Raw genomic sequence first — 26,269 nt, 5'->3', positions numbered from 1 at the left:
CACGGGGAAGTTACATTCAAAGAAGTAACTCGAGGATCATGTATTTGCCGAAGCCGGGCGCTTTAACGGAAAAAAGAAGCGCCCTGAATTTACTGATAAATCAGGTGACTTATTTTGTTAATAATACATACTTATTTACAATGGCTTGAGCGAGACAAGCTGATGAATCAACAAAGGTAAGTCCGCTTCTTTTTTGATCCGTGACCATATTTAAATCCGTACATGCAATGATAACCGTATCAACCTTTTCTGCTAATTCACGGTGTAATTCATCATATAATGTACTAGCCTTATCGATTTGACCTTGTTTAATCTTTTCTATTATGTGATCGACATAGATTTGCCAACTATCTTGATGTAAAAAATCATAACCTTCTCTGTTTAACGCTTCTTGAAATATTCCAGATTGAACCGTAGGAACGGTGGCTAAAAGAGCTGCTTTTTTTGAGCCTTTAGGTATTTTTTTTATGGTTTCATCAACCATGTTTAGTAAAGGGACTGAAATCGATTTTTTTATTTGATTAAAATAGATATGTGCGGTATTACATGGGATGGCAATAAAATCAACACCCGTTTTTTCAAGCTTTACAGCCCCCTGAATAATTGCCTTTTCCATGTCCGTATGATTGAGAGGTTTATTCATATAGAAAGGAGTCGGACAGGAATAAATCATCATATGAGGAAAATCCATGTCATGTATTGCTCCATATATTTTTTGGCACTCGTCTACTACCTTATCTACAAATGGCCCAGTAGATTTTGGCCCCATTCCTGCCAGTATTCCAATCATAATTGTCCTCCTCTGTAAAAATGTGTACGAATACGATCACGATGAGTTATTCTTGTGTTTCTCATCTGAATCTGCTCTCATTTCTTTTTGGCTGTCTTCTCCTATTTTATCATTTCATTAATCGAATTATCATATCTAATTCCGCCGCACGCAGAAGAATGGCAGATACATTAAGGTTATGAAAGCTTGTTTTCATTACACTCTCTATCCTCCACTTTCATCACTTCTATATGTTTTCATGAATTATGGTTAAAAATCGGTGATTAAATTGTGCCCATATAGATTAGTAAAGTGTCATTGATGTCAAGTCATGAACTCCTAAAGGAGATTTAATAACTCATTTTCAACGAAAAACTGATTTCTGTTAATTAGTCGAGATTCCAAGATATACACGGACCAATTGATCTTTCCTTTTTTAGGACCCCGACAGGTTCCCTCTTGTTTTTTTAAAAAAGTTATTGACACCAATAAATGACCATGTTATCATTAAAAATTTGATATCTCACTCCATATATGGTAACCTTAAGTTAAGTTCCCATATATGGAGGTGGATTATATGTTTCAAATTGGCGATAACATTGTTTATCCAATGCACGGAGCAGGTACAATTGAAGCCATAGAAGAAAAACAATTCTTAGAGGAAAAACAACAGTATTATGTCATAAGAATGTCAATCAGTAATATGACAGTTATGATTCCAACGCGTAAAATATTGAGTTCAAATATACGGCCAGTTACTGATATACGTGCATTAAAACACATTTTACACATTTTTCAGCATGGAGAATCAGATAGGTTACTGCCATGGAAGCAAAGGTATGTAGTAAACACGAACAAAATAAAAACGGGTGAAATACAAGAAGGCGTTGAAGTTGTACGTGATTTAATGCGAATGAAGAAAGAAAAAGCACTTAATTCAAGCGAAAAAAAAATGTTGGATAATGCATATGAATTTTTGATTAGTGAACTGGAAGTCATTAAAGGAATCACTGAAAAACAAATAAAAAGTTTCTGCTAAGGTTAATTTTAAATAATGTTTTGCATTCCAAAAAGCACCCACGAGTTTTCGGAATATTACGATTAAAATATTTCAAAGACGCTTAACTTCTTCAACTTACTTTTAGAACATTAACCTCTTTTATTATTCCTACAATCTAATCTGTTTTTATTATTAAAAATTTCTTCAACGAACATTTGATGTTTTATCAAAAAACTCGATGAAATAGTCACTTGATTTTTGTAATCCTGATTCACACTGGCACGGACAAGGAGCCGTAAGGATGGAAGAGAGGCAGGGCTTTCATTGTTTTAGGTCTAAGTGATTATTTCCAGAAGAAAAAACAACCACTCCCCTCTTTATCTTTAAGAATTTCTTACATCTGCTTCCACAGTGAATAGCAGTTGGTTATCTTCTTTTCATAAAAGAGATATGCGAATTGTAACAAAGAATAACATACAGTTATCTTGAGAACATAAAAACAAATCATTTATATATATTCCACATATCGTCAATCCGGTATGTTATACTGTAAACAATCCTTTGAGGTTTTAAACCTTTTTCTTACCTTGTAGCAACTGTCCCTACTCGAACGTTGAGTAGGGTTTTTTTATTCAGTATGATACAGAGAACATAAAAAAACAGGCTCTATATAAAGAGCCTGTTTGTATAAACGATTGAAGATTAAGCAGTTTTTTGAACGTTAGCAGCTTGAGCTCCGCGAGCACCTTGCTCAACGTCAAACGTTACTTTTTGACCTTCGTCTAAAGATTTGAATCCGTCACTTTGGATTGCAGAAAAGTGTACGAATACATCGTCTCCATTTTCACGTTCGATAAATCCAAAACCTTTTTCTGCATTAAACCATTTAACTGTACCTTGTTCCATTTTTGTTGCCTCCTAGTGTGTTACACATTGTATTACTATCCTTGCCCAAAGTATCATCAAGACGAAAAGTCGATATTCATACTATCCTTTACACGAACAAAAATAATTCTCCTTTATCATAGCACGAAACGGAAATAACTGCAAATTAATAATATGTTCATTCAGGTTTTATTTGTTAAACCTGTCGATACCAGTGCAAAATAAGATGCTTATTAATAACTATGGTTTGAAAACACCGTGAAAATGGATCACGAGTGTCTTCAAACCCAGTACTTCATATTGATTGTTAAAGATTTCTTTAAAAAGCTCAGCTGTTTCTTGTTCAAGTACAAGATATTCTTGGCTGTTCACTGGTATAGCTTTGTTTCTGCAGATGTTTCCAAACGCTCACTCAGGTATACCTCTATTTTAACGGTATTAACTTGTCATGTTTGTTCCTCAAACAATCAAAGTTTACGGTCTAAATAAACCGATTCACATTGGGGAGCATGGAGAGAGTTTGGCCCGATAAAGAGCCGGGTATAATCTTCATACACCTTTTGTATTCCGGCTGGTTCTGCTAATAAAGATTTAATCAGTCTGGAAAAAAGTATCTCATTTCCAATAATTTCACATACGAATGGGAAAGATACTTATCATCTATGGTGTATGACGCTGTGACTTCAAAGACAAACGTTTTCGATACTTAGAAGAACATCAGGGAAGGGGAAATCTTTAAAAAATGAATGAACAAAACCTAAGGACTTTGAGAAAACTGGTTACACCCTATGAAAAGTCCGATTTACAAAAAAGTATATGTCAAATCATTAACACATTGGTACCATTTTTCCTGCTATGGTATTTGGCATATAAGAGCTTGTCCATTTCTTATTTCCTTACATTAGCCATTTCTGTCGTTGCAGCAGGTTTTTTAGTAAGAACCTTCATCATCTTTCATGATTGCTGCCACTATTCCTTTTTTAAGAACCGAAAGGCGAATCGAATCCTTGGAACAATTACTGGAATTCTGACTCTGCATCCGTTTGATCATTGGGCACACGATCATTCTGTCCATCATGCGACAAGCAGCAACCTGGACAAACGCGGTACGGGCGATATTTGGGTACTGACTGTTGAGGAATATAAGGAAGCCTCAACTAAGACAAAAATAATGTACCGTTTGTACAGAAATCCGTTTGTTATGTTTATTATCGGACCGATTTACGTCTTCGGGATTACCAATCGTTTTAATCGTAAAGGGGCAAAACGCACAGAACGGATGAATACATATGTAACGAACCTGGGGATCGTCGCTTTGGCAGCACTTTTATGTTGGGCTATCGGCTGGCAAAACTTTCTGCTGGTCCAGACACCAATTTTTATGATATCGGGATCCCTCGGAATTTGGATGTTTTATATTCAGCATACGTTTGAGGATTCATATTTCGAAGAAGATGAGCATTGGGAATATGTAAAAGCAGCCGTTGAAGGAAGCTCTTTTTATAAGCTTCCAAAAGTCATGCAATGGTTAACAGGCAATATCGGTTTCCATCATGTTCATCATTTAAGCCCAAGAGTCCCAAACTATAAGCTTGAAATCGTGCATAACAACACTGAACCATTGCAAAACGTTCCGACCATCACACTGGCAACAAGTATTAAGTCGTTAAAGTTCCGCCTATGGGATGAAGAAGGCAAAAAATTTGTTGGTTTTACCCACTTTAAAAAAACTTCTAAAAGCCAGGTATCAGCTCGGCTAAGAACGGATTAAATAAACGCCCATAATCGATGATAATGGGCAGTGTATCTTGCAGAATAAAAGTGCAGACTCGCGCAAAGATTTTGTGCAGAGGTCAGCACTTTTTTAATGCCACATGCACTTACAACAAAAAAATACCAAAGGTGTCAAAACCCTTGGTATCATTAGGGTGCGGCCGAGAGGACTTGAACCCACGGGTTATTCACCCGCTGGGCCCTCAATAAAGTGATTCTTTATTATGAATTACAAAAGCCTATAATATCAGCATTTGTTTATTTTGATTATGAATGTTTACTTCGATTTATTTTTATTTGGGAGTAAAAATGGAGTAGGTTTTCATTTCAAGACAGTTAATGTCTTGTTACTGGTGACATGTCTATTAGAGTAACCGCCTAATTGAAATGGCTAGTTCTCCATGTTTTATAATGAACTCTGGCTTGATGAAGTTTTTCTATGATTTGTTCTAGCTTTTTATCTTTCCATTTCTTAATCAGCAGAACTCGCGGTTTGTAACACCTTAATATTGCCTTTCAAAATCCTTTGCATAAACGATCTTAACTTTTTGACTGTTTTCTTTGTATTCCCCTTAAAATTGAATAATCACTTTCCCTTTTGGCCGTCCATTTGCGACTAGTTCTAGCGCTTCATTTACGTTGTCTATGGTAAATTGTATTGGATGAATTGCTGGAGCAATGTTGTTTTCTTCAATGATTTTGGTAATCTCTTTAAGTTGTGCGCCGTCAGAACGAACGAAGATAAAATGGTATTCCACGTTTTGTTTCTTGGCTTTGCGATCATACTTTGCGCCAACAAGGGAAAATAGCATTTGTTTCCACAATGGAAAATTCCGGTCTTTTCCGAAGCGTTTATTTGGTCCTGTACGGAGAGAGAGCAATCTTCCGCCCGGTTTGATGATACTCAATTCACTGTCAAATTCTTTAGGTCCCAGTGTATCAATCACATAATCCACATTTGACAACAAGTCAACATAGTTTTCTGTTGAATAATCCAAATATTGATCTGCACCCATTTCCAAAATGCGTTCGCGCGCTTCTGAGCTGCCGCTAACAATGACATTTAGGCCCATTGCCTTTGCGATTGGTACAGCCATCTGACCAAAGCTGCCTGATCCACCTGGAATGAAGACAGATTTACCTGACTGTGCCTCAAGTTCTTCATGCAGACCTTGATACGCTGTGAGTCCAGCCAGTGGTGCAGCAGCGGCTTCCACGTAAGACAAATTTTTTGGCATGGGTGCAATTGCGGCAGCATCAATTGCGGCATATTCCGCAAAAGCGCCAATTTTTTCGAGGGGGAGACGTGTATAGATGGCATCTCCTACGTGAAATTCTGCCACATTTTTTCCGACTTTTTCGATAACTCCTGTCAATTCATTACCAAGCGTTAATGGGAATTCATAATCTTGAATCAGTTTCACGCTGCCTGTAATAATTAACATTTCGAGTGGATTGACTGCCGCAGCTTTGACCTTTACCAAGACTTCATTGTCATCGATTTCTGGAATTGGAATGTCATTGATTTGGGCATAGAGATCTTTTGAATACTTGGTGATCTGAGCTGCTTTCATAAGTGTTTTCATTTTTTTATCAGCATCCTCTATCATATTACGTTTATTAGGTTTTTACCTTTTTATATAATCGTTTAGGTGGAGGGGAATCTTTCTTTTAGCGAAGTCTGACTTCCAATTTTATGATTAACCCTCCACCTAAACAGCAGTCATTTTTAGAACGATCATTCTCAAATAATTAAATTTTATAGACCGATACTGTGAATAAATGTTTCTCATCTTCCTAGTGTTATTGATGTAGAGCATCGTTATATAGGTTTAATAACTTGAAATATTACATCTCTAGAATCGGATAGATTTGATCTCTTAATTGAAATTCATAGTTTCCGTCTACAACTCCTACTACTTGATTACTATCATAAAGCTCCATCATAAAACTCGCCACTTGCTCAACTGTGTGGTACATCGGGATATTTGCTTTGTAATCATATTCTTTCGTATCAGATGCAGTTTTCATGAATTCTGTTTCCGTGATTGCTGGCGCTAAAACTTTCACCTTCATTTTCGCACCTTTGCGTTCAAGTTCTTTTGCAAGGCCTTCTGTAAATGCACTGACAAAGTATTTAGATGCAGAATAAGTAATACTGCCAACAGCAATTGCATATCCGAGTGCTGATGATACGTTAATTAACTGAGTTCCCTCTACATCCGAATAATCACGTACAAATAGTGTAGAAAGAATCGTTAAGGATTCTACGTTTACACGTAGCATGGTTTCCACTTTATCTAAATTCTGATCCGTGACAGAAGAAGATTCACCAAGCCCGGCATTATTAATCCAAGTCTCAATTTGATATTCCTTTAAATTGTCATACAGTGTGTATGCCTGAGCTGTGACAGATAAGTCACTTGTACGAATAATAACATCCAAATCAGGATTAATATTCTGAATGGTTGATTTAAGCTCTTCTAATTTATCTAATCTTCTAGCTACAATAATTAAGTTTTTGCCGCGAGCAGCAAATTCCAATGCTGTCTCATATCCTATACCTGAGCTTGCTCCTGTAATAACTGTGTACTTCATATTATTCTCTCCTCGAAAACAAATTTTCTAATTAGTTAATCCATATAACAAAATAGATTCAGTCTAGTGTCGACAAAGTCAAATCAATAATGTTTTCTAATTTTTCCTTATCATTTGTCGTTTTTGCTAATACTCGTATCCCTACGAGTGAATTATGAATAAATTGAGAAAGCCCTTTAATGTCATGGTGTTTAGAAATTTCTCCTTGTTCTTGACCATGTTTTAGCAGATCAAATAATAATGCTTCCGCATTTATAAAAATCTCTGTGATTTTCTTAGCTACTTCTTCATCTATTAGGGATAATTCAACAGCTGCATTAACAGCTAAACATCCTTTTGGCTGATCTTCTTTTGGGTAAATAACCATTTCAAATAATTTTCGTATAGCCAGCTTAACCGTTAATTCTGTTTTCACTTCATTCTTCATTCTTACTTCCATTACTTCTACATAGTGACTTAAGGCTCGCATAAATAAAGTATGTTTGTCGCCAAATGTATCATAGATACTTCTGCGGTGAACGCCCATATGGTCCACCAAGTCTTGCATGGATGTTTTTTCATACCCCTGTTCCCAGAAAAGGTCCATTGCTTTTCTTAATGCTTTTTTTTCATCAAATTCTTTATTTCTAGCCATGTTATCCCCCCTTAGAATGTATTACCTCTTTATTCTGAGAAAGGCCTGAGAATCATTGATGCATTCATCCCTCCCTCATTCTTAAATAATTAAAGAACGATCATTCTCATTTCAGTAGCAAAACAGTTAGATCTGACGTATTTCAAGTATATCAAATTTAAGAACGATCAGTAAAGAATTTAGAATTAAATCATGTGTTTTATATGCTATGCATGGCTACTACCTGAATTTTAACGAATATCGCTCCTTTTTATTTTTCATCAAATCATTTCTTTAATGTCATTGACGGCAGGTCATAAAGCATACTGGTGTGTTTTCGAAAATACCCCTCATTTCAGTAAAGTTCCCCGCTGGAATATTCACACTTTGGACACGAAATAGGAACTGTAGAAGAGTTTCCCGGATTTTCAAACTAAAGTGTATTAAACAATACGGAGGATTACACTGGGTAACACAGTCAAATAAAAAAGCTCTAACTAATCCAAAAAGTTGCTAGTCAGAGCTTTTTATACATATTTTTTTGGTCCAACTCACTAAGCACCTACTCTGTCATCAGCAACTTGAAACGGAGCTTTGATAACAGGGACATCATTTGTTAAAACCACTCCTGCTATGCTGCCCAATAAAATGACTGCAAACAAAGTCAGGCTGATCTTCATTAATTATCTCCCCTTTTTTATTTTCCGTCCCGCTTTAATCTAAGATACCATTAGCGATGACACTAATGGTACCCTTTGTTTCTACTCAATTATTCAGCTTCTCCAACAACAGTAAAGCGTTCATTTATATGTTTTGGATTTTCAATTTCATCCAATACTGCAATTGCATAGTCTGCATAGCTGATATAACTTTCGCCTTTCGAATTCACAAGAAGATGATCTTTTCCTGACTGATAAAATCCAGTTCTTTTCCCGTCTGGGTCAAATACCGCTGAAGGACTGATAAATGTCCAGTTAATACCAGAAGTTTCCTTTAGTTCTTGCAAGTTACGACCTTGCCCTTTAGCTGTCGGAATAAAAATCTCCGGGAAATCAGGTGAATCCATTACACTGACAGTTTTATTTTCGTCTACATAAAGACTCCCTGCTCCACCTACAATTACGGCTCTTGTACCCGTTCCTTTTAATGCCCTAATTAATGCCCGGCCAGCATCTACATGTGCCTGTTCTTCTCCTAATGGAGCACCGAAGGCATTAACTGCTACATCTAACTTTTTTAGATCATCCGATGTAAGATCAATTATATTTTTTTCAATGATTGCAATCTTTTCCTCTTTAAGTTTTGCAGCATCTCTTACAATTGCAGTTACTTCATGTCCCCTGCTTACCGCTTCTTTCAAGATAAGACTTCCAGCTTTTCCGGTTGCACCAATGATTCCAATTTTCAATTTAAAGTCCTCCTAATCATTCAAAATTTTAAATGTAACCATATCGATTACGTGTAATAATTTTAGTTACACCTTTTCTATTTGTCAATACTTTTATCATCTTGTTAATTGAGCATATTAGAGTAAAAGAACTTGTAATACATTCAGTTACAAGTGTACTATAAAGAGTGTAAAGTAATGAGGGTGGTGAAGAAATCATGTCTATTAGCAGCCGTTTTGCTGTAGGAATTCATATATTGGCTCTTATTGAAATAAATGAAGACGGAATTAGCACTTCTGAATTTTTAGCTGGAAGTGTAAATACAAATCCCGCCTTAATAAGAAAAATTATGGGGATGCTGAAAAAAGCAGGTTTAGTAAATGTTCGGCCAGGTATTGCAGGAGCTGAATTAGCGAAGGATTTAACTGAAATCACCTTACTTGATGTTTATAGAGCAGTTAATGTTGTTCAAGATAAAGAATTGTTTAGTATACATGAAAATCCCAATCCTCAATGTCCCGTAGGCCGGAACATTCAAAGTACAATTGGTCCAATATTTGAAATCGCCCAATCTGCCTTGGAAAAAGCTCTTGGGCATATCACAATTGAGGATGTGGTAAAGGATATTATTGAAAAAGAAAAATTGACCAATAATTTTTAAATGATTTCACAGAAAATCTTTTATCAGACTGGGGATAAGAAAAATGGCTTTTTGATGAAAAAGAGCAGACATAAAATCTACTCCTTTTGATGAAAGATTTAGATTACGGTAAGGGATATAAATATGCTCATGATAAAAAATTAACGACAATGCAGACGATGCCAGATTCTTTAATAGGACGTGAGTATTACTATCCAACAACTCAAGGTTCAGAAGCTAAGTTCAAACAAAGACTTGAGGAAATCTCGGATTGGTATAAAAGAAACCGCAAATCTTAGTTTGAACGAATATGTTCTGTATATAAAAATAATGAGGTATGGAGTGAATTGATAATGAATTATGGTGAAATAAAAGATTACTGCCTAACCTTTCCAAACTCTTATGAAGACCATCCTTTTGGAGATGGTTGGACTGCAATTCGGCACAAAGGGAATAAGAAAATATTTGCACTTATCTTCACTCGCGACGAACACTTATGTGTCAACCTTAAATGCGAACCTGAAAGGGCTGATTTTTTACGTGGTCTTTTTGAAGAAATCAAGCCCGGATACCATATGAACAAGGAGCATTGGAATACTCTTACCTTAGATGAGGGACTCCCAGAGCATCAAATCCATGACATGGTAAAGTACAGCTTTGAACTGACAAAACCAAAAAGTAAAAAGGAAATATAACATCGAAGGATAGAACGCTCATTATAATTATTCACCCGGCGCAATGATACAGAGGAATATGCAAAAAAACCTCAAGGCAGCAATTTTTAAATTCGTATTTACGAGATGATTTTTTCGTTATTGTGAGTCCTTTGTTTCTCGACATAGGTTGAACAAATAAAAAAAGAGCAGACTCAAAGTCCACTCAATTAATTTAGATGATTGCTTATTTCATCCAGACACCTATAAAAATTGAAAGGTGACGATGATATGCCGCAAAGGTCATTTAGCGTTTAATTAATACTGATAACTCACCTTCAAACACTTTTTCCTCTTTCTGATTATAGGTAGATAACAATACAGTAAGTATCCCCGTCTGGCTTTTATTTGGTTTTTTATCAATAACCTTAACAATAGTGTTCAGTTTATCATTAGGGTAAACAGGTGCTAGGAATTTTATATTATTCATTCCTGTCCCAGCAATAATATCGTCTTCATGACACCCTTCTTCAATCCAAAGCTTAAAAGTAATAGATAACGTTTGTATTCCAGAAGCAATAATTCCATTAAACCTGCCCATTTTTGCTTTTTCTTCATTTAAATGCATGTATTGTGGGTCATACACTTCTGCAAAATTCTTTATATTCTCTTTTGTTAATTCAAAAGATTTAGTTTGAAAAACCTGCCCGGTGGTAAATTCATCCAATTTCATAAATAAATCTCCTAGAATCTAAACTTTATTATTAAATCTACGTAGCATTTTAACATACTGGCTCTCACACAACAACTTAATGGTAAAACAATTGTTCCCCTATCAGGAATGAACAAGCACATTGTTTTTGTTTCCTTGCCTTTAACCTCTTTATAATCAGGTGTTTTCTTATAAAGACCAAGGCGGTCGCCATCACCATCACCCGGCATATGTGCCATTTCCTATTTCCTCATAAGAATCTCCAAGCTTCTCATAATAAGAATAAGCAGTAAGCTTGCGAGAACTTTCTTCTGGCTGATAAAACGCAAGTTGAATATATTTCCCGTCATCATATACACGAATTATAGCGTTATCTCTTTTGTGCTCATCTGAATCTGCTCGCATTTCTTTTCTGACTTTCTTCTCCTGCTTCATCACTTCATTAATCATTATCATATTTACTGCCGCCGCACGCAGTCAGCAGAAGGATGAAGGTGACTGACAAATCATACGACCTACTATAAGTAAGTGGACAGTAACAGATGAATTTTTATAAACAAAAAATACCAAGGGTGTCAAAACCCTTGGTATCATTGATGCGGCCGAAAGGACTTGAACCTCCACGGGTTATTCCACCCGCTGGGCCCACCATCTATATTCATAAAACTATTGCTCAGATGTCAGCATGTTAAGTAAATTACGAATTTCCTTGTTATAACTTTTAATTTCTTCTTCATTACAACCGGTTTTATCAAATACTGCATTAGGTATCATTGTGACTTTTTCTTTAAACTCATTCCCTTCAGTTGTTAACGTAATAATTACACTTCGTTCATCCTCTTTTGAACGCTCTCTTATAATAAGACCTCGCTCCTCAAGTCGTTTTAAAACTGGAGTTAATGTTCCGGAGTCTAGATATAATTCTTCGCCTAAACCTTTAACAGATATTTTTTCCTTCTCCCATAAAACAAGAAGAACCAAATACTGTGATTAGCGTACAAGTTCTCGTTTTCTTCTTTGGACCCCATATAGAAAATAAAAAGCCAGCTCTCCTTCGGGAGAAGAACTGGCATAACAAAGCTTCTTGCTTCTTATTTTGCTGTATTGCTCGGACCTTTTAATTTCTCTTCGTTCTTGCGTCAACGTTTTATTATTAGGACACAACCAATAAAATAATGACGATCGAGAATAGCAACGCTGCTTTTGCAAAGCAGTAAGCCCTCCAGAATATAAAAGAGCTGCAGTCATTGCTGCTCGGATAATCCCAGCTTATTCTGAGTCTGTATTTCGAGTAGCCGGTCAATTAAATGGATGTTTTTTTCATTCCTTTTCTGTTTGTTCCATTTTCCACCACAGTGAATCTTTTGGATTTTCAACAGCTTCTTGAAACTCAGCTTTAGAAGCAACTGTTGGGTAAGAACCTTTTAAAGATTTACCTGAAGTATCTTTAAATAAGGTTAACACAACTATTAAGCCAATTAAACTAACTGCTAATAAATAGAAACCCGGCGCCAAATTGTTTCTTGTCACATGGGTTAACCAAGAAGCAACTAAAGGTGTTGTTCCACCAAAAATAGAAACTGATAAGTTGAATGTCCAGGATAATGTACGATATCTAATGTCCGTATGGAACAACGTAGGTAAAGATCCTGGCATAGTACCTTCGTATACAGATAATACAATACCTAACATTAAAAGTCCTATAAATAAGAATGTTATATTCCCCATATTAAGAAATTGAAAAGAGATAATCGAAAATACAATTCCTAATACTAATCCAATTGATATAACTTTTTTATTTCCTAATTTATCTCCTAGTTTACCGAAAGTTAAAGCGAACGGTACCATAATAATCAATACAATTGCTGTAACCGGTGTACTTATATTATCACTTATACCAAGGTTCTCATCTAAATAAGAAGGCATATAACCTAACAATAGGTAATTGGTTATATTGAAAAATGCCACAAATACGATACATAAAAAGATATCTTTTTTATATGTTTTAATGACTTCTAATAAACCTGGTTGTTGTTCTTGGCTTTCAGAGATGTCATTTTCAAAAATTGGTGATTCATCTAAATGACTTCTCAAATATAAACCAAATAATCCTATTGGAATACTTAAGAAGAAAGGAATTCTCCATCCCCAACTATTCATTTGAACATCAGATAAAGTCCAGAAAAGTACTGTAACTAAAACAGAAGCTACTATATAACCAGATAATGTGCCGATTTCTAAACCGCTGCCTAACCTTATACGCTTATTATCTGGAGAAGATTCTGCGATATATACCATTGCACCAGCGTACTCTCCACCCACAGAAAAACCTTGCAGAATACGAGCTAAGAGTAATAATATAGGGGCCCATACACCAATCTGTTCATAGGTAGGAAGCACACCAATTATTAAAGTAGATAAAGCCATCATTAAAATAGTAATTGTTAATACTATTTTCCGACCAAATTTATCACCCATTTTACCAAAAATAATTCCGCCTACCGGTCTAAGTAAGAAGGCAATTGCAAATGTAGCAAAAGTAAATATTAACTTTAATTCATCGTTTTGAACTGGACTGAAAAAGTTTTTACTAATAATAACTGCCAAATAAGAATATAAAGCAAAATCAAACCATTCCATCGCGTTTCCTATCCCTGTAGCAAACACGCTTTTCTTCGCTTTTTGAATGTCTACAACGTTAATTTTTTTCTTGTTAAACTTCATTTAATAATATCGACTCCTTAATTATTAAATCCACATTATACAAGCGTATAAACGGTCCCAGAATGTATAGCGTAATGCTTCTCTAAAAGTCTGGGGGTTTCTGTTTCACCTGATGGAGAGCTAACGGCATAGTGGATGATTGGTTCAACTGTACCTTAAAAGACTAGACTAATATCCATATCAGCGCCAAATAACATTGTAAACCAGGAAAGAAGGATGAAATTCAGTTTTTTCGCTGGTTTCCTTAACTTATTTTTGCCGATTGGACTAAAAATAATACAAAAAGCAACAAAAAGAGAAACATCCAACAGATAATACCAGCCAAAGCGGTTAGTGATATATCCTTGGGCTGTGGTTGGCATTTTCTGCAGACTATTTGGAGAAATGATTCCCCTTAATACAGCTCTATTGTGAATATTATCACAATCGAACAAAAACTTTTATTTCTTCAAAGTATCCTAAACCTTTATTTTAGTTCTTCCATTACGTCTTCCAATATGTTTATTATAAGATTGATGTCGTTCCTAAGAATTATTTACTGATTCTATCTTTATTACCCCACAATCAGGTGAAACAAAACACTATAAACGTATCATATCTTTTTAAAATCTGACAAGCTCAACAGGGTGATAGAAACCCGGCTAAAGCCCAGCTAGTCAATGGATAGAAGAAATTTTTTTGTTCTTCCCAAGGAATAACCGTCTGCGTTTAATCCAGCCCAATTAGAAAGAAAAAGAGCAGGAGTAATCCTGCTCTTTCATTCAAAACTTTAATTTGTATGAAGAATTTCGTATACCTTTTCGACTTTCTTTACCTATTAATCAGTATACAGACTACAACAGAAATAAGTAGCACCGGGTATGAAATAATGGATGCATTTAAACAGGCCAATCACCGACAATTGAATTTAGGAAAAAGCGTTAAATTCTCTCTTATGATGTTGTTACGTATTGTTGACGGTAAAATTATTGAACATAGATCTCATGTGGATGTGCATGATATTCTCCGTCAGCTTGGCGTTAATTAACAGTAAAAAGTTGAAATAGTGAGAGACCAGGTGAATAGCTTGTCTCTTTTTTATAATTAAGTCCTCGCTCTATGCCCTCCTGCATTCAGTCGATGTAACTTTGAAATAAAGTTTAATTAACATCTATCACAAATCCTTATTTTCACAACACATCATTTATTTCAGCTTCCCTCGCGAATACCGGATCAATGCTCAGCTTTAAGATAGTTAACCAATTTCTCCGCACTGTTCTTAACATCTTCTTTTGAAAGGTGAAGTGTCCCATATTGTGTAAAGGCAGGAAGAAAACGCATTCCTATATAGTTAGCAGTGACTTGAAACGGTCTGATAAGCTCGCTGATCGTGATATTATATTCTCCGCCTGCTTGATAATCAGATTCCTGTGCGCCTAAGGAGATAGCTAAGAGCAGTTCTTTTCCATGCAATTTAGTACCTCCAGTTCCATAAGCCCAGCCATGTGTTAACACATCATCTTCCCATTGTTTGAGTAACGCGGGACTGCTGTACCAATACATTGGGAACTGAAAAACGATACGCTCATGATCTAACAGGAGCTGCTGCTCTTTTTCTACATCAATGATAAAATTAGGGTATTCACCGTACAGGTCATGAACCGTAATGTCATTCTCTTGCTTTAAACGATTCATCCAGGTTTTGTTGACAACAGACGTTTCCAAATTAGGGTGTATAACGATAACTAATGTTTTCATTTGACTGTTATCCTTTCTTCGCCGATTAGTTATTATTGCTTTTGTGATAAGGATTTGATTCTAATTTTAAAATCACAACTTATTTACACCTATTTTATCCTTTTTCATGAATTCAGGGCAACTAATTGGGCACCGATTACATTTATAGCCCAAAGAAGACTTAACCTTTTAAAAAAGATTAAGCCTTTTCAGTATTCTTATGCCCCTACCCTATTATCTCGTGTCTAATTCTAATAGCTGATCATATAACAAGGTCTTCCATGCTTAGCAATACTTTCTCTGCTTTTGCAAATTGGAGCTTGAGGCATTAGTAACTACCTATAATGATGAAAATATTTGTGCGATGTCGACTGCAGATGACTTACTTTAGGTAAGTGGGCAGTTTGTGGGCAGTAGATCATTTAAAAATAAGCACAAAAAAATACCAAGGATCTCTATAATCCTTGGTATCATTGATGCGGCCGAGAGGACTTGAACCTCCACGGGTTATTCACCCACTAGGCCCTCAATAAAGTGATAGCTTATCACTAGTTACAAAACCCCGCCATTTCAAGCAATTGATAGTATAACAATCAGCCTGCTCAACTTGATCATTTTTAATAAGAGTATACCAATCATTCAATTTTTGAGTGACTAGGTCGTACGGAATTTTTCTATTTTCATCCAAGATAATCGATGCAAGCAAATTCATCCAATGCAAAAAGGTACGAATAGTCTATTGAAGAAATTATTCTTTTCGTCTTTATTGCGGTTATTGTAAGGCTTTTGTGTCTTGACACGTGATCCATAAATAAAAAAAAACAAAACACGCTAGAAAATGTTCTAACGTGTAAAGATTACTTCATTGTTTACTAAAACTGATTCTTTTGAGGAACGTGTTCGACCGATTACCTCGGGTCAATGCAAATACTTGATGGCCGTTTTGTATTAATTTAGGAAGAAGGGACCGACCAATTACTCCAGTCCCCCCGGCAACAATGATCTTCATGCTATACCCTATTTACCTGCTAATCTTGAAGCAGCTTCTTCAACTTCTTTATTTGCTTTTTGTAAAACATCCTCCGGACTTAGTAAAGCTGTTCCTTGCACTCGGATAATTTGATAATCCTCAATACCAAGGAAATTGAACATTGATTTCAAATATTTATTAGAGTATTCAACTTCTTCATACCAGTCATCATTTGTATAAATTGATCCGCTAGCTTGTATGACAAGCATTCTTCGTCCATCTTTAAGCAGACCCACTGACCCAGTGTCAGTATATTTAAATGTTTCGCGTGCGATCATGATATTGTCCATATAGTCTTTTAATTTTGATGGAATATTGAAATTATGCAAAGGCAAAACGATGACATACGTTTTTGCACTTTTGAATTGTTTCAATACTTCTGTCATGCGTTCTGTTACTTTTTGTTCATCGCTTGTCAGTTCTTCGCCCTTTCCAGCCTTATCCCATGCGCTTAAAACTGTTTTATCAACCATAGGCACTTCATCACTATACAAGTTAATCTGCTCAAGCTCTTCACTCTCTGGAATTAATTCTTTGTAAATTTCCAAAAAGTGTTTCATTACCCGTAAACTATATGACAACGTATCATCCACTTTTGGATGTGCATTAATGATAAGTGTTTTGCTCATTTAAAACTCTCCTTTTATTTTATATTAAAGATTAATTTAATCGACGATCAACTCGGTCTTTAATATAAACCCTGCAGTTTATTTTGTCAAACGGAACAAATCATATACTAAAGAAGGGTTTTATGATTGACTATCACCAAAAATACTCCTAAGATACAATATGATAACCCTTAAAATCAAAAGCAGGTGAGTTTATATGCAGTACAGTGTTGGGGTTGAATATGCTTTACATTGTCTGGTTTATTTAATAGATGTTCCCTCCAAGGAAAGTGTCGGGATTCGGGACCTTGCAGAGTTCCAAGGACTTTCAGAAACATTTCTTTCAAAAGTTTTCGGTAAATTATCTAAAGCTGGTATTGTAAATTCTGTCCCTGGTGTAAAGGGAGGATATAGGTTAGCAAAATCCCCAGAAGATATTTCCTTTTGGGATGTAATAGAGGCTGTTGAAGGACCAAAACCCATTTTTCAATGTAAAAATATTGTAAGCAATGGTCTGCTTTATCGTGACAAATGCAACTCCTGTGAATCCAGCAATTCTTCTTGTACAATTAACTTGGTAATGCTTGAAGCAGAAGAACAGATGCGTAATTATCTTCGTAATAAAACGCTCGCATGGTTAAATAAAGAATTGGACGTAGTATTGCCTAAAAAAACAAGGACAGATACTCGGGAATACTTCATAAAAAAAAGCTCTGACTAAATTAATTAGTCAGAGCTTTTTTGTGCTTCAAGATGCCTTTAAATTACAAGTCATATTATGTTTTTTCGTTTTCCTTCTCGGCGTTTGAATTTGTAAAAACAATGCCGTACGTATTGGTGCTTCTCTTGCATAAGAAAGCGCAAATGTTATACTCATATTAAAGACTATATTAATCGCCGATTTATACGGTCTCTTATAAAAAAGAATAACAATCTTCTTTTTTACAGATTAATTTCAAAAAAGGAAGGAGAAATGTAAAATGAAAGCATTAATGACTCTGTATCTTAGGCTCGCTTTAGGAATTAGCTTTTTATCTTCTGTAGCCGATCGATTCGGACTATGGGGGACACCTGGCAAGCCTAATGTCGTATGGGGAAACATTGAAAATTACACGGATTATGTCGCTGCCTTAACTCCTTTTATACCAAATGCTCTTGTACCAATAGCAGGATGGATAGCAACTATGTTTGAAACCATCTTAGGAATACTTTTGATCATTGGTTTCAAAACAAGAATAACTGCTGTATTGAGTGGTGCTATGTTGATTATTTTCGCTCTAGGTTTAACAGTAGGAACAGGTTTTAAGACTTCTCTTGACTATTCTGTATTCTCTGCATCTGCAGGTGCATTCATATTAATTTATTTTAAAAGAGTACCCTATAGTATAGATGCTTTACTCATGAAAAAAACTGTAGAGGCTGAATCATTTTCACTTGAGTCAGACAAATAGCCCTCAAACCTCTAAAAGATAGGGAAAGAAATATCGAAGCATAAAAAAGGAGCAGACATAAAGTCTACTCCTTAATTTTCGGTTTCCTTCCCTTTAACTTCTTCATAATCAGGTGTTTTCTTATACAGACCAAGTCGGTCGCCATCACCCGGCATATGTGCCATTTCCTCATAAGAATCCCCAAGCTTCTCATAATAAGAATAAGCAGTCAGCTTACGAGAACTTTCCTCAAAAAAATACCAAGGGCGTCTGCAACCCTTGGTATCATTGATGCGGCCGAGAGGACTTGTACCTCCACGGGTTACTCACCCGCTGGGCCCTCAACCTAGTGAAAACGTATCATGTATTACATAAACCTTATAAATAAAGCATTCTTTATCTACATTTCCACTTGTTTTCTTCTTTTTTTCGGGCAAAAATTAGGCATTACTTTTTTTAAAAAAATCACTGAAAATATTAGCTTTAAATTTGTAATTCCAGCTAAGATCTAAGAAACCACTAACAAAGGAAGTAAGGTGGTCTCGCCCAATAGGTGCGATAGTTTTTTCTTTTGGTAGTATCTTGACTTGTCCGATTTTGAGTAAAAAAGAGTACGTATTAATCTTGAATAGAACAAAAAACACTACCCTTTTCGTTACTTTAGAGAAAGGATAGTGTTTTTTGGTTTTGCGGGTATCGGAAAATCTTTAGTAGCAGTACCTCAATAAAAGATCGCAAATTCCACTTACCTAGCTATATCAAGGCTTACTTGTCTGATTTGGGATGTATGGGGTACAAAAGTTGAGTTACAAACATTATTATCCAAAAGAATGTTTACTGTAATTATTTTACATGGTATTATTTGTATCACGCATACGAAATATGTATGTATAATAAATGAAATTAAAAGGAGTGCTTGATCGTGAATCTTAAGTCCATTTTCAAAGGAGTAACATCGACTCTGATAGCTGGTGTAATTGTTGGAACTTGTACTATACCTGCTTTTGCGGAGTCGACTACAAGTGTATCGTCGAAAAATTATGCAGTTACAAGTGGAGTATTCAAAGCTCTAGATAGGGAAATTTCAGAGGGTTCTGTTGATCAATCAAGCTGGAGTCGGGAGTTCGAATTAGATGAGAATGACGGAGCACAAGTAAACTTCTGGATTTCAAATAACGGAAGTAATGACATAAAAATATCAATTGATGGAAAAGTCTCAAGAACCATCGCACCAGGCAAGCAAGGCAACATTTCTGCCGAGGTTAAAAATGGTTGGTTTGGTTGGACATACAATTACACATTTACAGCTTCACCAACGGCTCAAGGTGGTAGTGTTAAGATGAAATATAAAATTGCTCAAAGAAATAATTAACGAATTACGGAAAGGTAATCACTTATTACCTTTCCGTAATTTCATCATTTTTTTAGTTTTTTAATAGATTCCTTAAATAAAAGGTTTTGTATTAAATCCTATATGATGCAAATCAACCCCATTAGTAATTACTTTTCTCCAATTTTCTGCTCCTGCTTTTCCTGCTCTTTTCCCCTCAACCTTACGAATATTATCATGTCCTATATTTAAGGGTTATACAGCGCTCATTATCATTATTTACACCTTTTTTGATGTATTTTCATATTTTCTGGACAGTAAATGGGAGTAAAGAGACCTTGACCACTCACCAAGATAAGTAAAATAAAAAACGAAGGGCATCAAACTAGATGACTTACTATAAGTAAGTGGGCAGTAACAGATAAATTTCTATAAACAAAAAATACCAAGAGTGTCTAAACCCTTGGTATCATTGATGCGGCCGAGAGGACTTGAACCTCCACGGGTTATTCACCCACTAGGCCCTCAACCTAGCGCGTCTGCCATTCCGCCACGACCGCGTGCTATGAAGCTGTCTTTCCACTAAGCATATAAGCTAGTGATGATGATCAGCACTTTGAAAAGAAAGTGCGGGTGAAGGGACTCGAACCCCCACGTCGTAAGACACTAGATCCTAAGTCTAGCGCGTCTGCCAATTCCGCCACACCCGCGTGACAAGTGGTGAGCCATGAAGGACTCGAACCTTCGACCCTCTGATTAAAAGTCAGATGCTCTACCAACTGAGCTAATGGCTCGCTCTAAAAGTGATTCAAAAATTTTAAATAAAATGGCTGGGCTAGCTGGATTCGAACCAACGCATGACGGAGTCAAAGTCCGTTGCCTTACCGCTTGGCTATAGCCCAACGAAGGTAAATGGTGACCCGTACGGGATTCGAACCCGTGTTACCGCCGTGAAAGGGCGGTGTCTTAACCGCTTGACCAACGGGCCGTCTGGTTGAGAACTTATCTGGCGGAGAAGGAGGGATTTGAACCCTCGCGCCGCTTACGCGACCTACACCCTTAGCAGGGGCGCCTCTTCAGCCACTTGAGTACTTCTCCATATGGCTCCACAGGCAGGATTCGAACCTGCGACCGATCGGTTAACAGCCGATAGCTCTACCACTGAGCTACTGTGGAATAATCAGACTTTCTTTATTATAAATGATGCGACATATTGTGTCAAGAAGCAACATTTATTTTTTTAAGAAAGTGTCGTTGTCTCTCAACGACTTTTATAATTTAACATAGAACATTAAAATGAGTCAAGCCTTTTTAAAAAATTCTTTTGATTTTTCCTCTGCACTTTCCGCAGGCATATCTTTCCGGATTCATTGCCCGCTTCTTTATATACTGTTGGCCGCAGGCCGCGCATCTATACATATATGTTTTCTTTTGTGTCTTTTTGGTTTGCAGCGGCGTGCAGAATCTCGGCGCTCCGACTTTCTGAAGCAGGTCTCTGAAATCTTTGTCTCTGTGCTTGTACCCTTTTCCTTCAAGGTGAAGATGGTAATGACACAGCTCGTGTTTAATGATTCCTTCCAGCTCGCTCTGCCCGTGTTCGAGAAGATATTTTCGGTTTAATTCGATGTTATGGGAAGACAGCATGTACCGGCCGCCTGTCGTTTTCAGCCGGTCATTGAAAAAGGCCCGGTGACGGAACGGCTTTCCGAAATCTTGTGCAGAGATGTCTTCCGTCAGCTTTTGAAGTTGTTCGTTATCCATAAGTGCACCCCGCTTTAAAAACATTGAACGGGACAATTCACCGTTCGCATACAATGAGTTAAAACCGACCTCTAACTAAAAGCTGAGGAGGAATGAGCCATGCCGAATTGGCTGATGAAACAAATGCAAAAAGCGTTTTTAGAAAAGGACAATTACCAAATCAAACTGCTGAATCAGTGCTGGTATTTCTACAGAAAAAAACACTGCTCGTAAGCAGTGCTTTTATTTTACCATAGACAGCGACACTCTGCCTTTTTGCACGTCCACCCCTTCGACCCATACGGTGACGATGTCTCCGACCGATACGACGTCGAGAGGATGTTTGACGAATTGATTGCTCAGTTTTGAAATGTGCACAAGCCCGTCCTGCTTGACGCCGATATCGACGAAAGCGCCGAAGTCTACAACGTTGCGGACGGTGCCCTGCAATTCCATTCCTTCCTTTAAATCCTCAAGCTGCAGAACGTCTTTTTTCAGCAAAGGCTTCGGCACTTCGTCACGAGGATCGCGCTCCGGCCTTGTCAGCTGCCCGCAAATATCCGCAAGCGTAATTTCCCCTATACCGAGCTCTTCAGCCGTTTCAGACAGCGGCAATGCGCTTATTTTCTCTTTTACGTCCGCGCTTCCGATCTGATCCGCAGTGAGCTGCAGTTTTTTGAGCAGCGCCTTTGTCTCTTTATAGCTTTCCGGGTGTATCCCGGTGCGGTCGAGCGGTTCCTGTCCTCCGGGCACTCTCAAAAAGCCGATGCATTGTTCATATGTTTTTGCGCCGAGACGCGGGATTTCTTTCAGTTCTTTGCGATTTGTAAATTTGCCTAGTTCATCTCTTTTTTTGACGATATTGCCGGCAACGGTTTTGGATAACCCAGCTACATATTGAAGCAGCGCGGCTGATGCTGTATTGACATTCACCCCGACTTGGTTGACGACGGTCTCTACGACAAAACGGAGAGATTCGTTTAATTGCTTTTGGCTGACATCGTGCTGGTATTGCCCGACGCCGACGGATTTAGGATCAATTTTTACAAGCTCGGCCAGCGGGTCCTGCAACCTCCGCGCGATGGAGACGGCGCTGCGCTCTTCGACCTGAAAATCCGGAAATTCTTCACGGGCGATTTCTGACGCGGAATACACGCTTGCTCCGGCCTCGTTGACGATGACATAATAAATGTCCCGCTCTGTTTCTTTTAACACATCAACGACGAATTGCTCTGTCTCCCGTGATGCCGTGCCGTTTCCGATCGCCACAACCTCGACTTCGTACCGATCCAGCAATTGTTTGATTTTTTCCCGGGCTTCCGCTGTCTTTTTTACGGGAGCGTGCGGGTAAATGACATCGATTTTCAGCACTTTTCCCGTCTCATCAACAACTGCCAGTTTGCACCCCGTACGGAAGGCCGGATCGACGCCGAGCACAACTTTCCCCTTCATCGGCGGCTGCAGCAGGAGCTTACGCAGGTTTTCAGCGAAAATATGAATCGCCTGCGCGTCTGCTTTTTCTGACAGCTCTTTGCGGATATCGCGCTCAATAGCCGGCTGGATCAGACGTTTGTAACTGTCCTCAATGGCTTCTTTCAGCGTTTCTATCACAGGCGTTTCACGGTGTTTGATAATTTGCTTTTCTAAATAAGCTTTTATCTGATCGGCGGGCGGTTCGATCGCAATCTTTAAAATGCCTTCTTTTTCACCGCGATTCATCGCAAGCACTCTGTGAGGAACGACCTTTTGGATCGGCTCTTCGTACTCGTAGTACATTTCATAGACGTTTTTCTCGTCATCTGCGGCTGACTTGCCTGCCGCGGAAGTGAGAATTCCTTTTTTATACGTTTCCTGGCGGATCCACTTTCTGAAATGAGGATCATCCGAGATTTGTTCGGCTATGATGTGCTTCGCGCCTTCAATGGCTTCCTCTCTTGAAGCGACTTCTTTTTCTGCACTGATATATTGATCAGCGATGTCGTGAAGGCGGTTTTCTTTCGGGAGAGACAGAATATAGTCCGCAAGCGGTTCAAGGCCTTTGCTTTTGGCGACGGTGGCTTTTGTTTTCCGTTTCTGTTTGAAGGGACGGTATAAATCCTCGACTTCCTGAAGCTTGACCGCTTGTTCGATTTTTTGCTTCAGCCCTTCCGTCAGCTTGTCCTGCTCAGAGATCAATCTGATGACTTCTTCTTTCCGCTGCGTCAGGTTTTGTATGTATTGCCACCGCTCGGAGATTGCCTGAATCTGCACCTCGTCCATTGAGCCGGTCTGCTCTTTTCGGTACCGCGCAATAAACGGGACGGTATTGCCGTCTTCCAGCAGGCGGATGACACTTTCGACATGTTTTTGGGATAACGCTGTTTCTTCAGCAATTTGTTTTTTCAAAAGGGCTAACGTTTCCATATCACAAAAGCCTCCATCTCTTCATTCTTTCTCTAGTGTATCAAAAAACGGCGGAACATAAAAAAAGCAGCCTTACGATAAAAGCTGCCCTAGAATATAGGTCAAATCATCACGTCTGGATGTTGTGTACGGATGAAGTGATTTTGATATATCTTCTATTGAGTGTCCCTGCTTTAAGCAGGTGCGGATATGTGGAGCCTCAAGCCCATCCGTGTAGATGATGAACCTCGCCCCTTTTTCGTATGATGACGTATACGTTTTGTATCTTTGCGGTTTGCCTGAGAGGTAACCCGAAATCGGCAGCGGATGAAAGACTTCGCCTGATGGGGAGTGCAAGAAGAAACGGACGTTGCCGATCGAGCAGTATGTCAATTCCCTTTTGATGAAATTGATTTTTAAGATGGAGGCAGTCGCCCCTCTTTTGTTTTTCATCGCTTGATTGCAGCGCTCAATGATGCTTTCCACATCCTCATCCGCATACGTTTCCACGATGTCTTTAATGGCTGACGAGGATTCATTGGCAAGAGATCCGCTGCCGAGACCGTCCGCTACCGCGCAAACTAATTCTTCTTCATTCGCCTTCATAAAAAAGCTGTCGCCGCATATGGACTTGCCTTCTTTATTTAATTGGTATACAAGAGTTTGAACATGTTCATTTTCTTCAACCTGAATCATTACATTAGCTCCATGGAGGGATCTCCAATCAAGGCCTCTCTCAGTTTTTTCACCGCTTTCCGCTGCAGGCGCGAGACGTGCATTTGAGATATTCCGAGAATGTCCCCTGTTTCTTTTTGGCTTTTATTTTGCACAAATGTTAGATCGATAATCTGTTTTTCGCGGTCGGACAGCACATGAAGCACGCTTTTGATCATCATCTGCTGGTTGACGCGTTCGTATCCTTCCTCCTGCGAACCGACGATATCTAAAATCGTGACGGTGCTTCCGTCCGCATCCGCTTCGATGCTGTGATCGACAGACAGCGCCTGATAGCTTTTTCCCATCTCCATCGTTTCAAGCACTTCCTCTTCTGACACATCGAGAAAGGCTGCAATTTCTTCGACTTTCGGCGACCGCTGCGTCTCTGTCGTCAGCTGATCCACCGCCATTTTAATGCGCGGCCCGAGTTCTTTAATCCGTCTCGGGACGTGTACGCTCCATGTTTTATCTCTGAGGAAGCGTTTGATCTCGCCGATGATGGTCGGAATCGCAAATGCTTCAAAGGATTTGCCGACCTCGGGATCATACCGTTTAATGGCTCCGAGAAGTCCGATCATCCCGACCTGGCGGAGGTCTTCATGAAAACTTTTTCCTTTTGAATATTTCTTTGCCAGCATTTCGACGAGATTGGTATACACCTCAACGAGTGTTTCCTGGGCTTCTTTATTATCATGTGTTTGAAAGTCGCGTATGAGCCGATCAACTTCATCTTTAGTTAGTTTCGTAGTTTTTGATGGTTGTGCCATGATCAACTCGCTCCCCATTTAAATACTTTGTCATCGCCACGGTTACGCCAGAGTTGCTTTGAACTTTGACTTCATCCATGAGCGTTTCCATTAAATACAGACCGAGCCCTCCTTCTGACAATTGATCGACTGTGTGTGAAGGAGTGTACGGCCCGAGATCCTGCTGCTTCTGATCAAAATCAAAGCTGTCTCCCTGATCGGCGACAATGACCTCCAGCCGATCCTCAAACACACCGAACCGCACGGATACTTCTCCCTTATTTTCATCGTTGTATGCATGCTGGACAGCGTTTGTACAAGCTTCGCTGACAGCGATTTTTAAATCTTCAATGTCATCATAGGTATAGCCCATTCTGCTTGCGACCCCTGATAACGTAAGCCTGACGATTCCTACATATTCCGGTTCGGCCGGAATTTTCATCTCTATATAATCAACTGATGTACTCATTGCACGCCACCTTCTGACTTTGCCGAAATGTCGATGATGTCCTTAAGCCCCGTAATTTCAAACAGACGGACGAGCCGGTCGGAAAGATTCTCAAGCTTCAGAGAACCGCCTTCCTTGCTCACCGTTTTAAACACGCCTACAAAAACGCCTAAACCCGTACTGTCCATATAGTTTACATCTTTTAAGCAGATTCTCATGTCCTTCCCCTCGTTTGCCAGGGGCATCAGCTTTTCACGAACCACCGGAGCTGAGTATACATCGATTTCTCCAGCGATATTGATTTGTATATCTGAAAGATTCTCCTTCATATCTACCGTTAAATTCATCGTATCACCTCTGAAAGTTA

30 protein-coding genes, 7 tRNA genes and 4 pseudogenes are annotated in these 26,269 nt (G+C 38.3%); 10 read left to right on the top strand and 31 right to left on the bottom strand.

What is annotated here, in order from left to right; genetic code table 11:
- Nucleotides 1–109: 109 nt before the first annotated feature.
- Nucleotides 110–790 (bottom strand): aspartate/glutamate racemase family protein, encoded by a 681-nt coding sequence (locus AC1RRX_RS17305; protein ID WP_039062672.1) that lies wholly within the window; start codon nucleotides 788–790, stop codon nucleotides 110–112.
- Between the two features lie 556 nt (nucleotides 791–1,346).
- Here AC1RRX_RS17305 and AC1RRX_RS17300 point away from each other — a divergent pair.
- Nucleotides 1,347–1,808 carry a CarD family transcriptional regulator gene (locus tag AC1RRX_RS17300; protein ID WP_032870361.1) on the top strand — a complete coding sequence of 154 codons (462 nt, stop codon included), beginning with the start codon at nucleotides 1,347–1,349 and terminating at the stop codon, nucleotides 1,806–1,808.
- A 663-nt stretch (nucleotides 1,809–2,471) separates the two neighbouring features.
- Here the strand turns inward: AC1RRX_RS17300 and cspC are convergent.
- Both cspC and AC1RRX_RS17290 read right to left on the bottom strand, forming a co-directional pair.
- Nucleotides 2,472–2,675 (bottom strand): cold shock protein CspC, encoded by a 204-nt coding sequence (gene cspC / locus AC1RRX_RS17295; protein ID WP_003156143.1) that lies wholly within the window; start codon nucleotides 2,673–2,675, stop codon nucleotides 2,472–2,474.
- A 446-nt stretch (nucleotides 2,676–3,121) separates the two neighbouring features.
- Nucleotides 3,122–3,250 carry a molecular chaperone TorD family protein gene (locus AC1RRX_RS17290; RefSeq protein ID WP_223255339.1) on the bottom strand — a complete coding sequence of 43 codons (129 nt, stop codon included), beginning with the start codon at nucleotides 3,248–3,250 and terminating at the stop codon, nucleotides 3,122–3,124.
- Between the two features lie 146 nt (nucleotides 3,251–3,396).
- Between AC1RRX_RS17290 and desA the strand changes: the two genes are divergently transcribed.
- Nucleotides 3,397–4,425: a Delta(5) desaturase DesA gene (gene desA / locus AC1RRX_RS17285; RefSeq protein ID WP_071392102.1), complete on the top strand. Its 1,029-nt coding sequence runs from the start codon at nucleotides 3,397–3,399 to the stop codon at nucleotides 4,423–4,425.
- Nucleotides 4,426–4,999: 574 nt separating this feature from the next.
- Here the strand turns inward: desA and AC1RRX_RS17280 are convergent.
- The 5 genes from AC1RRX_RS17280 to AC1RRX_RS17260 form a co-directional block, all read right to left on the bottom strand.
- The gene (locus tag AC1RRX_RS17280; protein ID WP_007409569.1) at nucleotides 5,000–6,013 is read right to left on the bottom strand and encodes an NADP-dependent oxidoreductase; all 1,014 of its coding nucleotides are present in this window, start codon (nucleotides 6,011–6,013) and stop codon (nucleotides 5,000–5,002) included.
- A 262-nt stretch (nucleotides 6,014–6,275) separates the two neighbouring features.
- The gene (locus AC1RRX_RS17275) at nucleotides 6,276–7,025 is read right to left on the bottom strand and encodes an SDR family NAD(P)-dependent oxidoreductase (RefSeq protein WP_032866855.1); all 750 of its coding nucleotides are present in this window, start codon (nucleotides 7,023–7,025) and stop codon (nucleotides 6,276–6,278) included.
- 58 nt (nucleotides 7,026–7,083) lie between these two features.
- On the bottom strand, nucleotides 7,084–7,659 hold the full coding sequence (locus AC1RRX_RS17270) for a TetR/AcrR family transcriptional regulator (RefSeq protein ID WP_020955373.1): 576 nt from the start codon (nucleotides 7,657–7,659) through the stop codon (nucleotides 7,084–7,086).
- A gap of 533 nt (nucleotides 7,660–8,192) precedes the next feature.
- Nucleotides 8,193–8,318, bottom strand: a complete 126-nt coding sequence (locus AC1RRX_RS17265) for a hypothetical protein (RefSeq protein ID WP_258566500.1) — start codon at nucleotides 8,316–8,318, stop codon at nucleotides 8,193–8,195.
- 89 nt (nucleotides 8,319–8,407) lie between these two features.
- Nucleotides 8,408–9,046 (bottom strand): NAD(P)-dependent oxidoreductase, encoded by a 639-nt coding sequence (locus tag AC1RRX_RS17260; protein WP_039062670.1) that lies wholly within the window; start codon nucleotides 9,044–9,046, stop codon nucleotides 8,408–8,410.
- 197 nt (nucleotides 9,047–9,243) lie between these two features.
- Between AC1RRX_RS17260 and AC1RRX_RS17255 the strand changes: the two genes are divergently transcribed.
- The 3 genes from AC1RRX_RS17255 to AC1RRX_RS17245 all read left to right on the top strand — a co-directional run bounded on the left by AC1RRX_RS17255 (nucleotide 9,244) and on the right by AC1RRX_RS17245 (nucleotide 10,361).
- On the top strand, nucleotides 9,244–9,687 hold the full coding sequence (locus AC1RRX_RS17255) for an Rrf2 family transcriptional regulator (RefSeq protein ID WP_007409574.1): 444 nt from the start codon (nucleotides 9,244–9,246) through the stop codon (nucleotides 9,685–9,687).
- Between the two features lie 89 nt (nucleotides 9,688–9,776).
- Nucleotides 9,777–9,965, top strand: a complete 189-nt coding sequence (locus tag AC1RRX_RS17250) for an AAA family ATPase (RefSeq protein WP_232321972.1) — start codon at nucleotides 9,777–9,779, stop codon at nucleotides 9,963–9,965.
- A gap of 54 nt (nucleotides 9,966–10,019) precedes the next feature.
- On the top strand, nucleotides 10,020–10,361 hold the full coding sequence (locus tag AC1RRX_RS17245) for an MmcQ/YjbR family DNA-binding protein (protein WP_032866857.1): 342 nt from the start codon (nucleotides 10,020–10,022) through the stop codon (nucleotides 10,359–10,361).
- Between the two features lie 265 nt (nucleotides 10,362–10,626).
- Here the strand turns inward: AC1RRX_RS17245 and AC1RRX_RS17240 are convergent, their stop codons facing one another.
- The 5 genes and pseudogenes from AC1RRX_RS17240 to AC1RRX_RS17220 all read right to left on the bottom strand — a co-directional run.
- A complete protein-coding gene (locus tag AC1RRX_RS17240; protein WP_144464932.1) occupies nucleotides 10,627–11,052 on the bottom strand; it encodes a MaoC family dehydratase in 426 nt (141 codons plus the stop codon).
- 125 nt (nucleotides 11,053–11,177) lie between these two features.
- Nucleotides 11,178–11,536, bottom strand: a pseudogene (locus AC1RRX_RS17235) (cystatin-like fold lipoprotein); the annotation flags it as partial.
- A 161-nt stretch (nucleotides 11,537–11,697) separates the two neighbouring features.
- On the bottom strand, nucleotides 11,698–12,012 hold the full coding sequence (locus AC1RRX_RS17230) for a MarR family winged helix-turn-helix transcriptional regulator (protein ID WP_007409579.1): 315 nt from the start codon (nucleotides 12,010–12,012) through the stop codon (nucleotides 11,698–11,700).
- 339 nt (nucleotides 12,013–12,351) lie between these two features.
- A complete protein-coding gene (locus AC1RRX_RS17225) occupies nucleotides 12,352–13,755 on the bottom strand; it encodes an MFS transporter (protein WP_144464930.1) in 1,404 nt (467 codons plus the stop codon).
- 57 nt (nucleotides 13,756–13,812) lie between these two features.
- A pseudogene (locus AC1RRX_RS17220) lies at nucleotides 13,813–14,189 on the bottom strand (BCCT family transporter); the annotation flags it as partial.
- A gap of 434 nt (nucleotides 14,190–14,623) precedes the next feature.
- Here AC1RRX_RS17220 and AC1RRX_RS17215 point away from each other — a divergent pair.
- The gene (locus AC1RRX_RS17215) at nucleotides 14,624–14,782 is read left to right on the top strand and encodes an ester cyclase (protein ID WP_076982829.1); all 159 of its coding nucleotides are present in this window, start codon (nucleotides 14,624–14,626) and stop codon (nucleotides 14,780–14,782) included.
- Nucleotides 14,783–14,967: 185 nt separating this feature from the next.
- Here the strand turns inward: AC1RRX_RS17215 and AC1RRX_RS17210 are convergent, their stop codons facing one another.
- The 4 genes and pseudogenes from AC1RRX_RS17210 to AC1RRX_RS17195 form a co-directional block, all read right to left on the bottom strand.
- Complete coding sequence (locus AC1RRX_RS17210; protein ID WP_015416878.1) at nucleotides 14,968–15,492, bottom strand: NAD(P)H-dependent oxidoreductase; 525 nt, start codon at nucleotides 15,490–15,492, stop codon at nucleotides 14,968–14,970.
- 571 nt (nucleotides 15,493–16,063) lie between these two features.
- Nucleotides 16,064–16,183: pseudogene (locus AC1RRX_RS17205) on the bottom strand (response regulator aspartate phosphatase); the annotation flags it as partial.
- 150 nt (nucleotides 16,184–16,333) lie between these two features.
- A complete protein-coding gene (locus tag AC1RRX_RS17200) occupies nucleotides 16,334–16,480 on the bottom strand; it encodes an NAD-dependent epimerase/dehydratase family protein (RefSeq protein WP_119001710.1) in 147 nt (48 codons plus the stop codon).
- An 8-nt stretch (nucleotides 16,481–16,488) separates the two neighbouring features.
- A complete protein-coding gene (locus AC1RRX_RS17195) occupies nucleotides 16,489–17,130 on the bottom strand; it encodes an FMN-dependent NADH-azoreductase (RefSeq protein ID WP_061581794.1) in 642 nt (213 codons plus the stop codon).
- 196 nt (nucleotides 17,131–17,326) lie between these two features.
- Between AC1RRX_RS17195 and AC1RRX_RS17190 the strand changes: the two genes are divergently transcribed.
- Nucleotides 17,327–17,830, top strand: coding sequence for an RrF2 family transcriptional regulator (locus AC1RRX_RS17190; RefSeq protein ID WP_004393007.1), 504 nt, complete (start codon nucleotides 17,327–17,329; stop codon nucleotides 17,828–17,830).
- Nucleotides 17,831–18,089: 259 nt separating this feature from the next.
- A complete protein-coding gene (locus AC1RRX_RS17185; protein WP_020955360.1) occupies nucleotides 18,090–18,560 on the top strand; it encodes a MauE/DoxX family redox-associated membrane protein in 471 nt (156 codons plus the stop codon).
- Nucleotides 18,561–18,631: 71 nt separating this feature from the next.
- Here the strand turns inward: AC1RRX_RS17185 and AC1RRX_RS17180 are convergent.
- A pseudogene (locus AC1RRX_RS17180) lies at nucleotides 18,632–18,790 on the bottom strand (cystatin-like fold lipoprotein); the annotation flags it as partial.
- A 671-nt stretch (nucleotides 18,791–19,461) separates the two neighbouring features.
- Between AC1RRX_RS17180 and AC1RRX_RS17175 the strand changes: the two are divergent.
- The gene (locus AC1RRX_RS17175; RefSeq protein ID WP_007409585.1) at nucleotides 19,462–19,911 is read left to right on the top strand and encodes a hypothetical protein; all 450 of its coding nucleotides are present in this window, start codon (nucleotides 19,462–19,464) and stop codon (nucleotides 19,909–19,911) included.
- Nucleotides 19,912–20,345: 434 nt separating this feature from the next.
- Here AC1RRX_RS17175 and AC1RRX_RS17170 read toward each other — a convergent pair.
- The 8 genes from AC1RRX_RS17170 to AC1RRX_RS17135 form a co-directional block, all read right to left on the bottom strand.
- A tRNA-Leu gene (locus AC1RRX_RS17170) sits at nucleotides 20,346–20,429 on the bottom strand.
- Nucleotides 20,430–20,497: 68 nt separating this feature from the next.
- Nucleotides 20,498–20,579: transfer RNA gene (locus AC1RRX_RS17165), tRNA-Leu, on the bottom strand.
- Between the two features lie 8 nt (nucleotides 20,580–20,587).
- Nucleotides 20,588–20,663 (bottom strand) — tRNA-Lys (locus AC1RRX_RS17160).
- A 33-nt stretch (nucleotides 20,664–20,696) separates the two neighbouring features.
- Nucleotides 20,697–20,771, bottom strand: a tRNA-Gln gene (locus AC1RRX_RS17155).
- Between the two features lie 11 nt (nucleotides 20,772–20,782).
- Nucleotides 20,783–20,857 (bottom strand) — tRNA-Glu (locus AC1RRX_RS17150).
- Between the two features lie 19 nt (nucleotides 20,858–20,876).
- A tRNA-Ser gene (locus tag AC1RRX_RS17145) sits at nucleotides 20,877–20,967 on the bottom strand.
- A 3-nt stretch (nucleotides 20,968–20,970) separates the two neighbouring features.
- A tRNA-Asn gene (locus tag AC1RRX_RS17140) sits at nucleotides 20,971–21,045 on the bottom strand.
- Between the two features lie 135 nt (nucleotides 21,046–21,180).
- Nucleotides 21,181–21,630 (bottom strand): SprT family protein, encoded by a 450-nt coding sequence (locus tag AC1RRX_RS17135; protein WP_020953898.1) that lies wholly within the window; start codon nucleotides 21,628–21,630, stop codon nucleotides 21,181–21,183.
- Between the two features lie 99 nt (nucleotides 21,631–21,729).
- Between AC1RRX_RS17135 and cmpA the strand changes: the two genes are divergently transcribed.
- Nucleotides 21,730–21,843, top strand: coding sequence for a cortex morphogenetic protein CmpA (gene cmpA / locus AC1RRX_RS17130; protein WP_003156164.1), 114 nt, complete (start codon nucleotides 21,730–21,732; stop codon nucleotides 21,841–21,843).
- A gap of 9 nt (nucleotides 21,844–21,852) precedes the next feature.
- Here the strand turns inward: cmpA and AC1RRX_RS17125 are convergent, their stop codons facing one another.
- From AC1RRX_RS17125 to rsbV, 5 genes are all read right to left on the bottom strand, one after another.
- Nucleotides 21,853–24,012, bottom strand: a complete 2,160-nt coding sequence (locus AC1RRX_RS17125) for a Tex family protein (protein ID WP_144464928.1) — start codon at nucleotides 24,010–24,012, stop codon at nucleotides 21,853–21,855.
- A 72-nt stretch (nucleotides 24,013–24,084) separates the two neighbouring features.
- Nucleotides 24,085–24,687, bottom strand: a complete 603-nt coding sequence (gene rsbX, locus AC1RRX_RS17120) for a phosphoserine phosphatase RsbX (RefSeq protein ID WP_039252641.1) — start codon at nucleotides 24,685–24,687, stop codon at nucleotides 24,085–24,087.
- On the bottom strand, nucleotides 24,687–25,475 hold the full coding sequence (gene sigB, locus AC1RRX_RS17115; protein ID WP_003156171.1) for an RNA polymerase sigma factor SigB: 789 nt from the start codon (nucleotides 25,473–25,475) through the stop codon (nucleotides 24,687–24,689). The genes rsbX and sigB overlap by 1 nt, the downstream gene beginning before the upstream one ends.
- Complete coding sequence (rsbW, locus tag AC1RRX_RS17110) at nucleotides 25,441–25,923, bottom strand: anti-sigma B factor RsbW (RefSeq protein ID WP_007609591.1); 483 nt, start codon at nucleotides 25,921–25,923, stop codon at nucleotides 25,441–25,443. The genes sigB and rsbW overlap by 35 nt, the downstream gene beginning before the upstream one ends.
- Nucleotides 25,920–26,249 (bottom strand): anti-sigma factor antagonist RsbV, encoded by a 330-nt coding sequence (gene rsbV / locus AC1RRX_RS17105; RefSeq protein ID WP_003156176.1) that lies wholly within the window; start codon nucleotides 26,247–26,249, stop codon nucleotides 25,920–25,922. Before rsbV ends, rsbW begins: the two co-directional genes overlap by 4 nt.
- Between the last annotated feature and the right edge of the window lie 20 nt (nucleotides 26,250–26,269).

The sequence above is a fragment of the Bacillus sp. GW821-FHT11D08 genome, assembly GCF_058808515.1.
Note: the sequence above shows the minus strand (reverse complement) of the source record. Positions and strands in the feature narration are given on the sequence as shown.

What these genes read in the sequence shown, in the direction of transcription:
- AC1RRX_RS17305 (WP_039062672.1), bottom strand. Translation starts at nt 790, where the DNA reads ATGATTGGAATACTGGCAGGAATGGGGCCAAAATCTACTGGGCCATTT.
- AC1RRX_RS17300 (WP_032870361.1), top strand. Translation starts at nt 1,347, where the DNA reads ATGTTTCAAATTGGCGATAACATTGTTTATCCAATGCACGGAGCAGGT.
- cspC (WP_003156143.1), bottom strand. Translation starts at nt 2,675, where the DNA reads ATGGAACAAGGTACAGTTAAATGGTTTAATGCAGAAAAAGGTTTTGGA.
- desA (WP_071392102.1), top strand. Translation starts at nt 3,397, where the DNA reads ATGAATGAACAAAACCTAAGGACTTTGAGAAAACTGGTTACACCCTAT.
- AC1RRX_RS17280 (WP_007409569.1), bottom strand. Translation starts at nt 6,013, where the DNA reads ATGAAAACACTTATGAAAGCAGCTCAGATCACCAAGTATTCAAAAGAT.
- AC1RRX_RS17275 (WP_032866855.1), bottom strand. Translation starts at nt 7,025, where the DNA reads ATGAAGTACACAGTTATTACAGGAGCAAGCTCAGGTATAGGATATGAG.
- AC1RRX_RS17270 (WP_020955373.1), bottom strand. Translation starts at nt 7,659, where the DNA reads ATGGCTAGAAATAAAGAATTTGATGAAAAAAAAGCATTAAGAAAAGCA.
- AC1RRX_RS17265 (WP_258566500.1), bottom strand. Translation starts at nt 8,318, where the DNA reads ATGAAGATCAGCCTGACTTTGTTTGCAGTCATTTTATTGGGCAGCATA.
- AC1RRX_RS17255 (WP_007409574.1), top strand. Translation starts at nt 9,244, where the DNA reads ATGTCTATTAGCAGCCGTTTTGCTGTAGGAATTCATATATTGGCTCTT.
- AC1RRX_RS17250 (WP_232321972.1), top strand. Translation starts at nt 9,777, where the DNA reads ATGAAAGATTTAGATTACGGTAAGGGATATAAATATGCTCATGATAAA.
- AC1RRX_RS17245 (WP_032866857.1), top strand. Translation starts at nt 10,020, where the DNA reads ATGAATTATGGTGAAATAAAAGATTACTGCCTAACCTTTCCAAACTCT.
- AC1RRX_RS17240 (WP_144464932.1), bottom strand. Translation starts at nt 11,052, where the DNA reads ATGAAATTGGATGAATTTACCACCGGGCAGGTTTTTCAAACTAAATCT.
- AC1RRX_RS17225 (WP_144464930.1), bottom strand. Translation starts at nt 13,755, where the DNA reads ATGAAGTTTAACAAGAAAAAAATTAACGTTGTAGACATTCAAAAAGCG.
- AC1RRX_RS17215 (WP_076982829.1), top strand. Translation starts at nt 14,624, where the DNA reads ATGGATGCATTTAAACAGGCCAATCACCGACAATTGAATTTAGGAAAA.
- AC1RRX_RS17210 (WP_015416878.1), bottom strand. Translation starts at nt 15,492, where the DNA reads ATGAAAACATTAGTTATCGTTATACACCCTAATTTGGAAACGTCTGTT.
- AC1RRX_RS17200 (WP_119001710.1), bottom strand. Translation starts at nt 16,480, where the DNA reads ATGAAGATCATTGTTGCCGGGGGGACTGGAGTAATTGGTCGGTCCCTT.
- AC1RRX_RS17195 (WP_061581794.1), bottom strand. Translation starts at nt 17,130, where the DNA reads ATGAGCAAAACACTTATCATTAATGCACATCCAAAAGTGGATGATACG.
- AC1RRX_RS17190 (WP_004393007.1), top strand. Translation starts at nt 17,327, where the DNA reads ATGCAGTACAGTGTTGGGGTTGAATATGCTTTACATTGTCTGGTTTAT.
- AC1RRX_RS17185 (WP_020955360.1), top strand. Translation starts at nt 18,090, where the DNA reads ATGAAAGCATTAATGACTCTGTATCTTAGGCTCGCTTTAGGAATTAGC.
- AC1RRX_RS17135 (WP_020953898.1), bottom strand. Translation starts at nt 21,630, where the DNA reads ATGGATAACGAACAACTTCAAAAGCTGACGGAAGACATCTCTGCACAA.
- cmpA (WP_003156164.1), top strand. Translation starts at nt 21,730, where the DNA reads ATGCCGAATTGGCTGATGAAACAAATGCAAAAAGCGTTTTTAGAAAAG.
- AC1RRX_RS17125 (WP_144464928.1), bottom strand. Translation starts at nt 24,012, where the DNA reads ATGGAAACGTTAGCCCTTTTGAAAAAACAAATTGCTGAAGAAACAGCG.
- rsbX (WP_039252641.1), bottom strand. Translation starts at nt 24,687, where the DNA reads ATGATTCAGGTTGAAGAAAATGAACATGTTCAAACTCTTGTATACCAA.
- sigB (WP_003156171.1), bottom strand. Translation starts at nt 25,475, where the DNA reads ATGGCACAACCATCAAAAACTACGAAACTAACTAAAGATGAAGTTGAT.
- rsbW (WP_007609591.1), bottom strand. Translation starts at nt 25,923, where the DNA reads ATGAGTACATCAGTTGATTATATAGAGATGAAAATTCCGGCCGAACCG.
- rsbV (WP_003156176.1), bottom strand. Translation starts at nt 26,249, where the DNA reads ATGAATTTAACGGTAGATATGAAGGAGAATCTTTCAGATATACAAATC.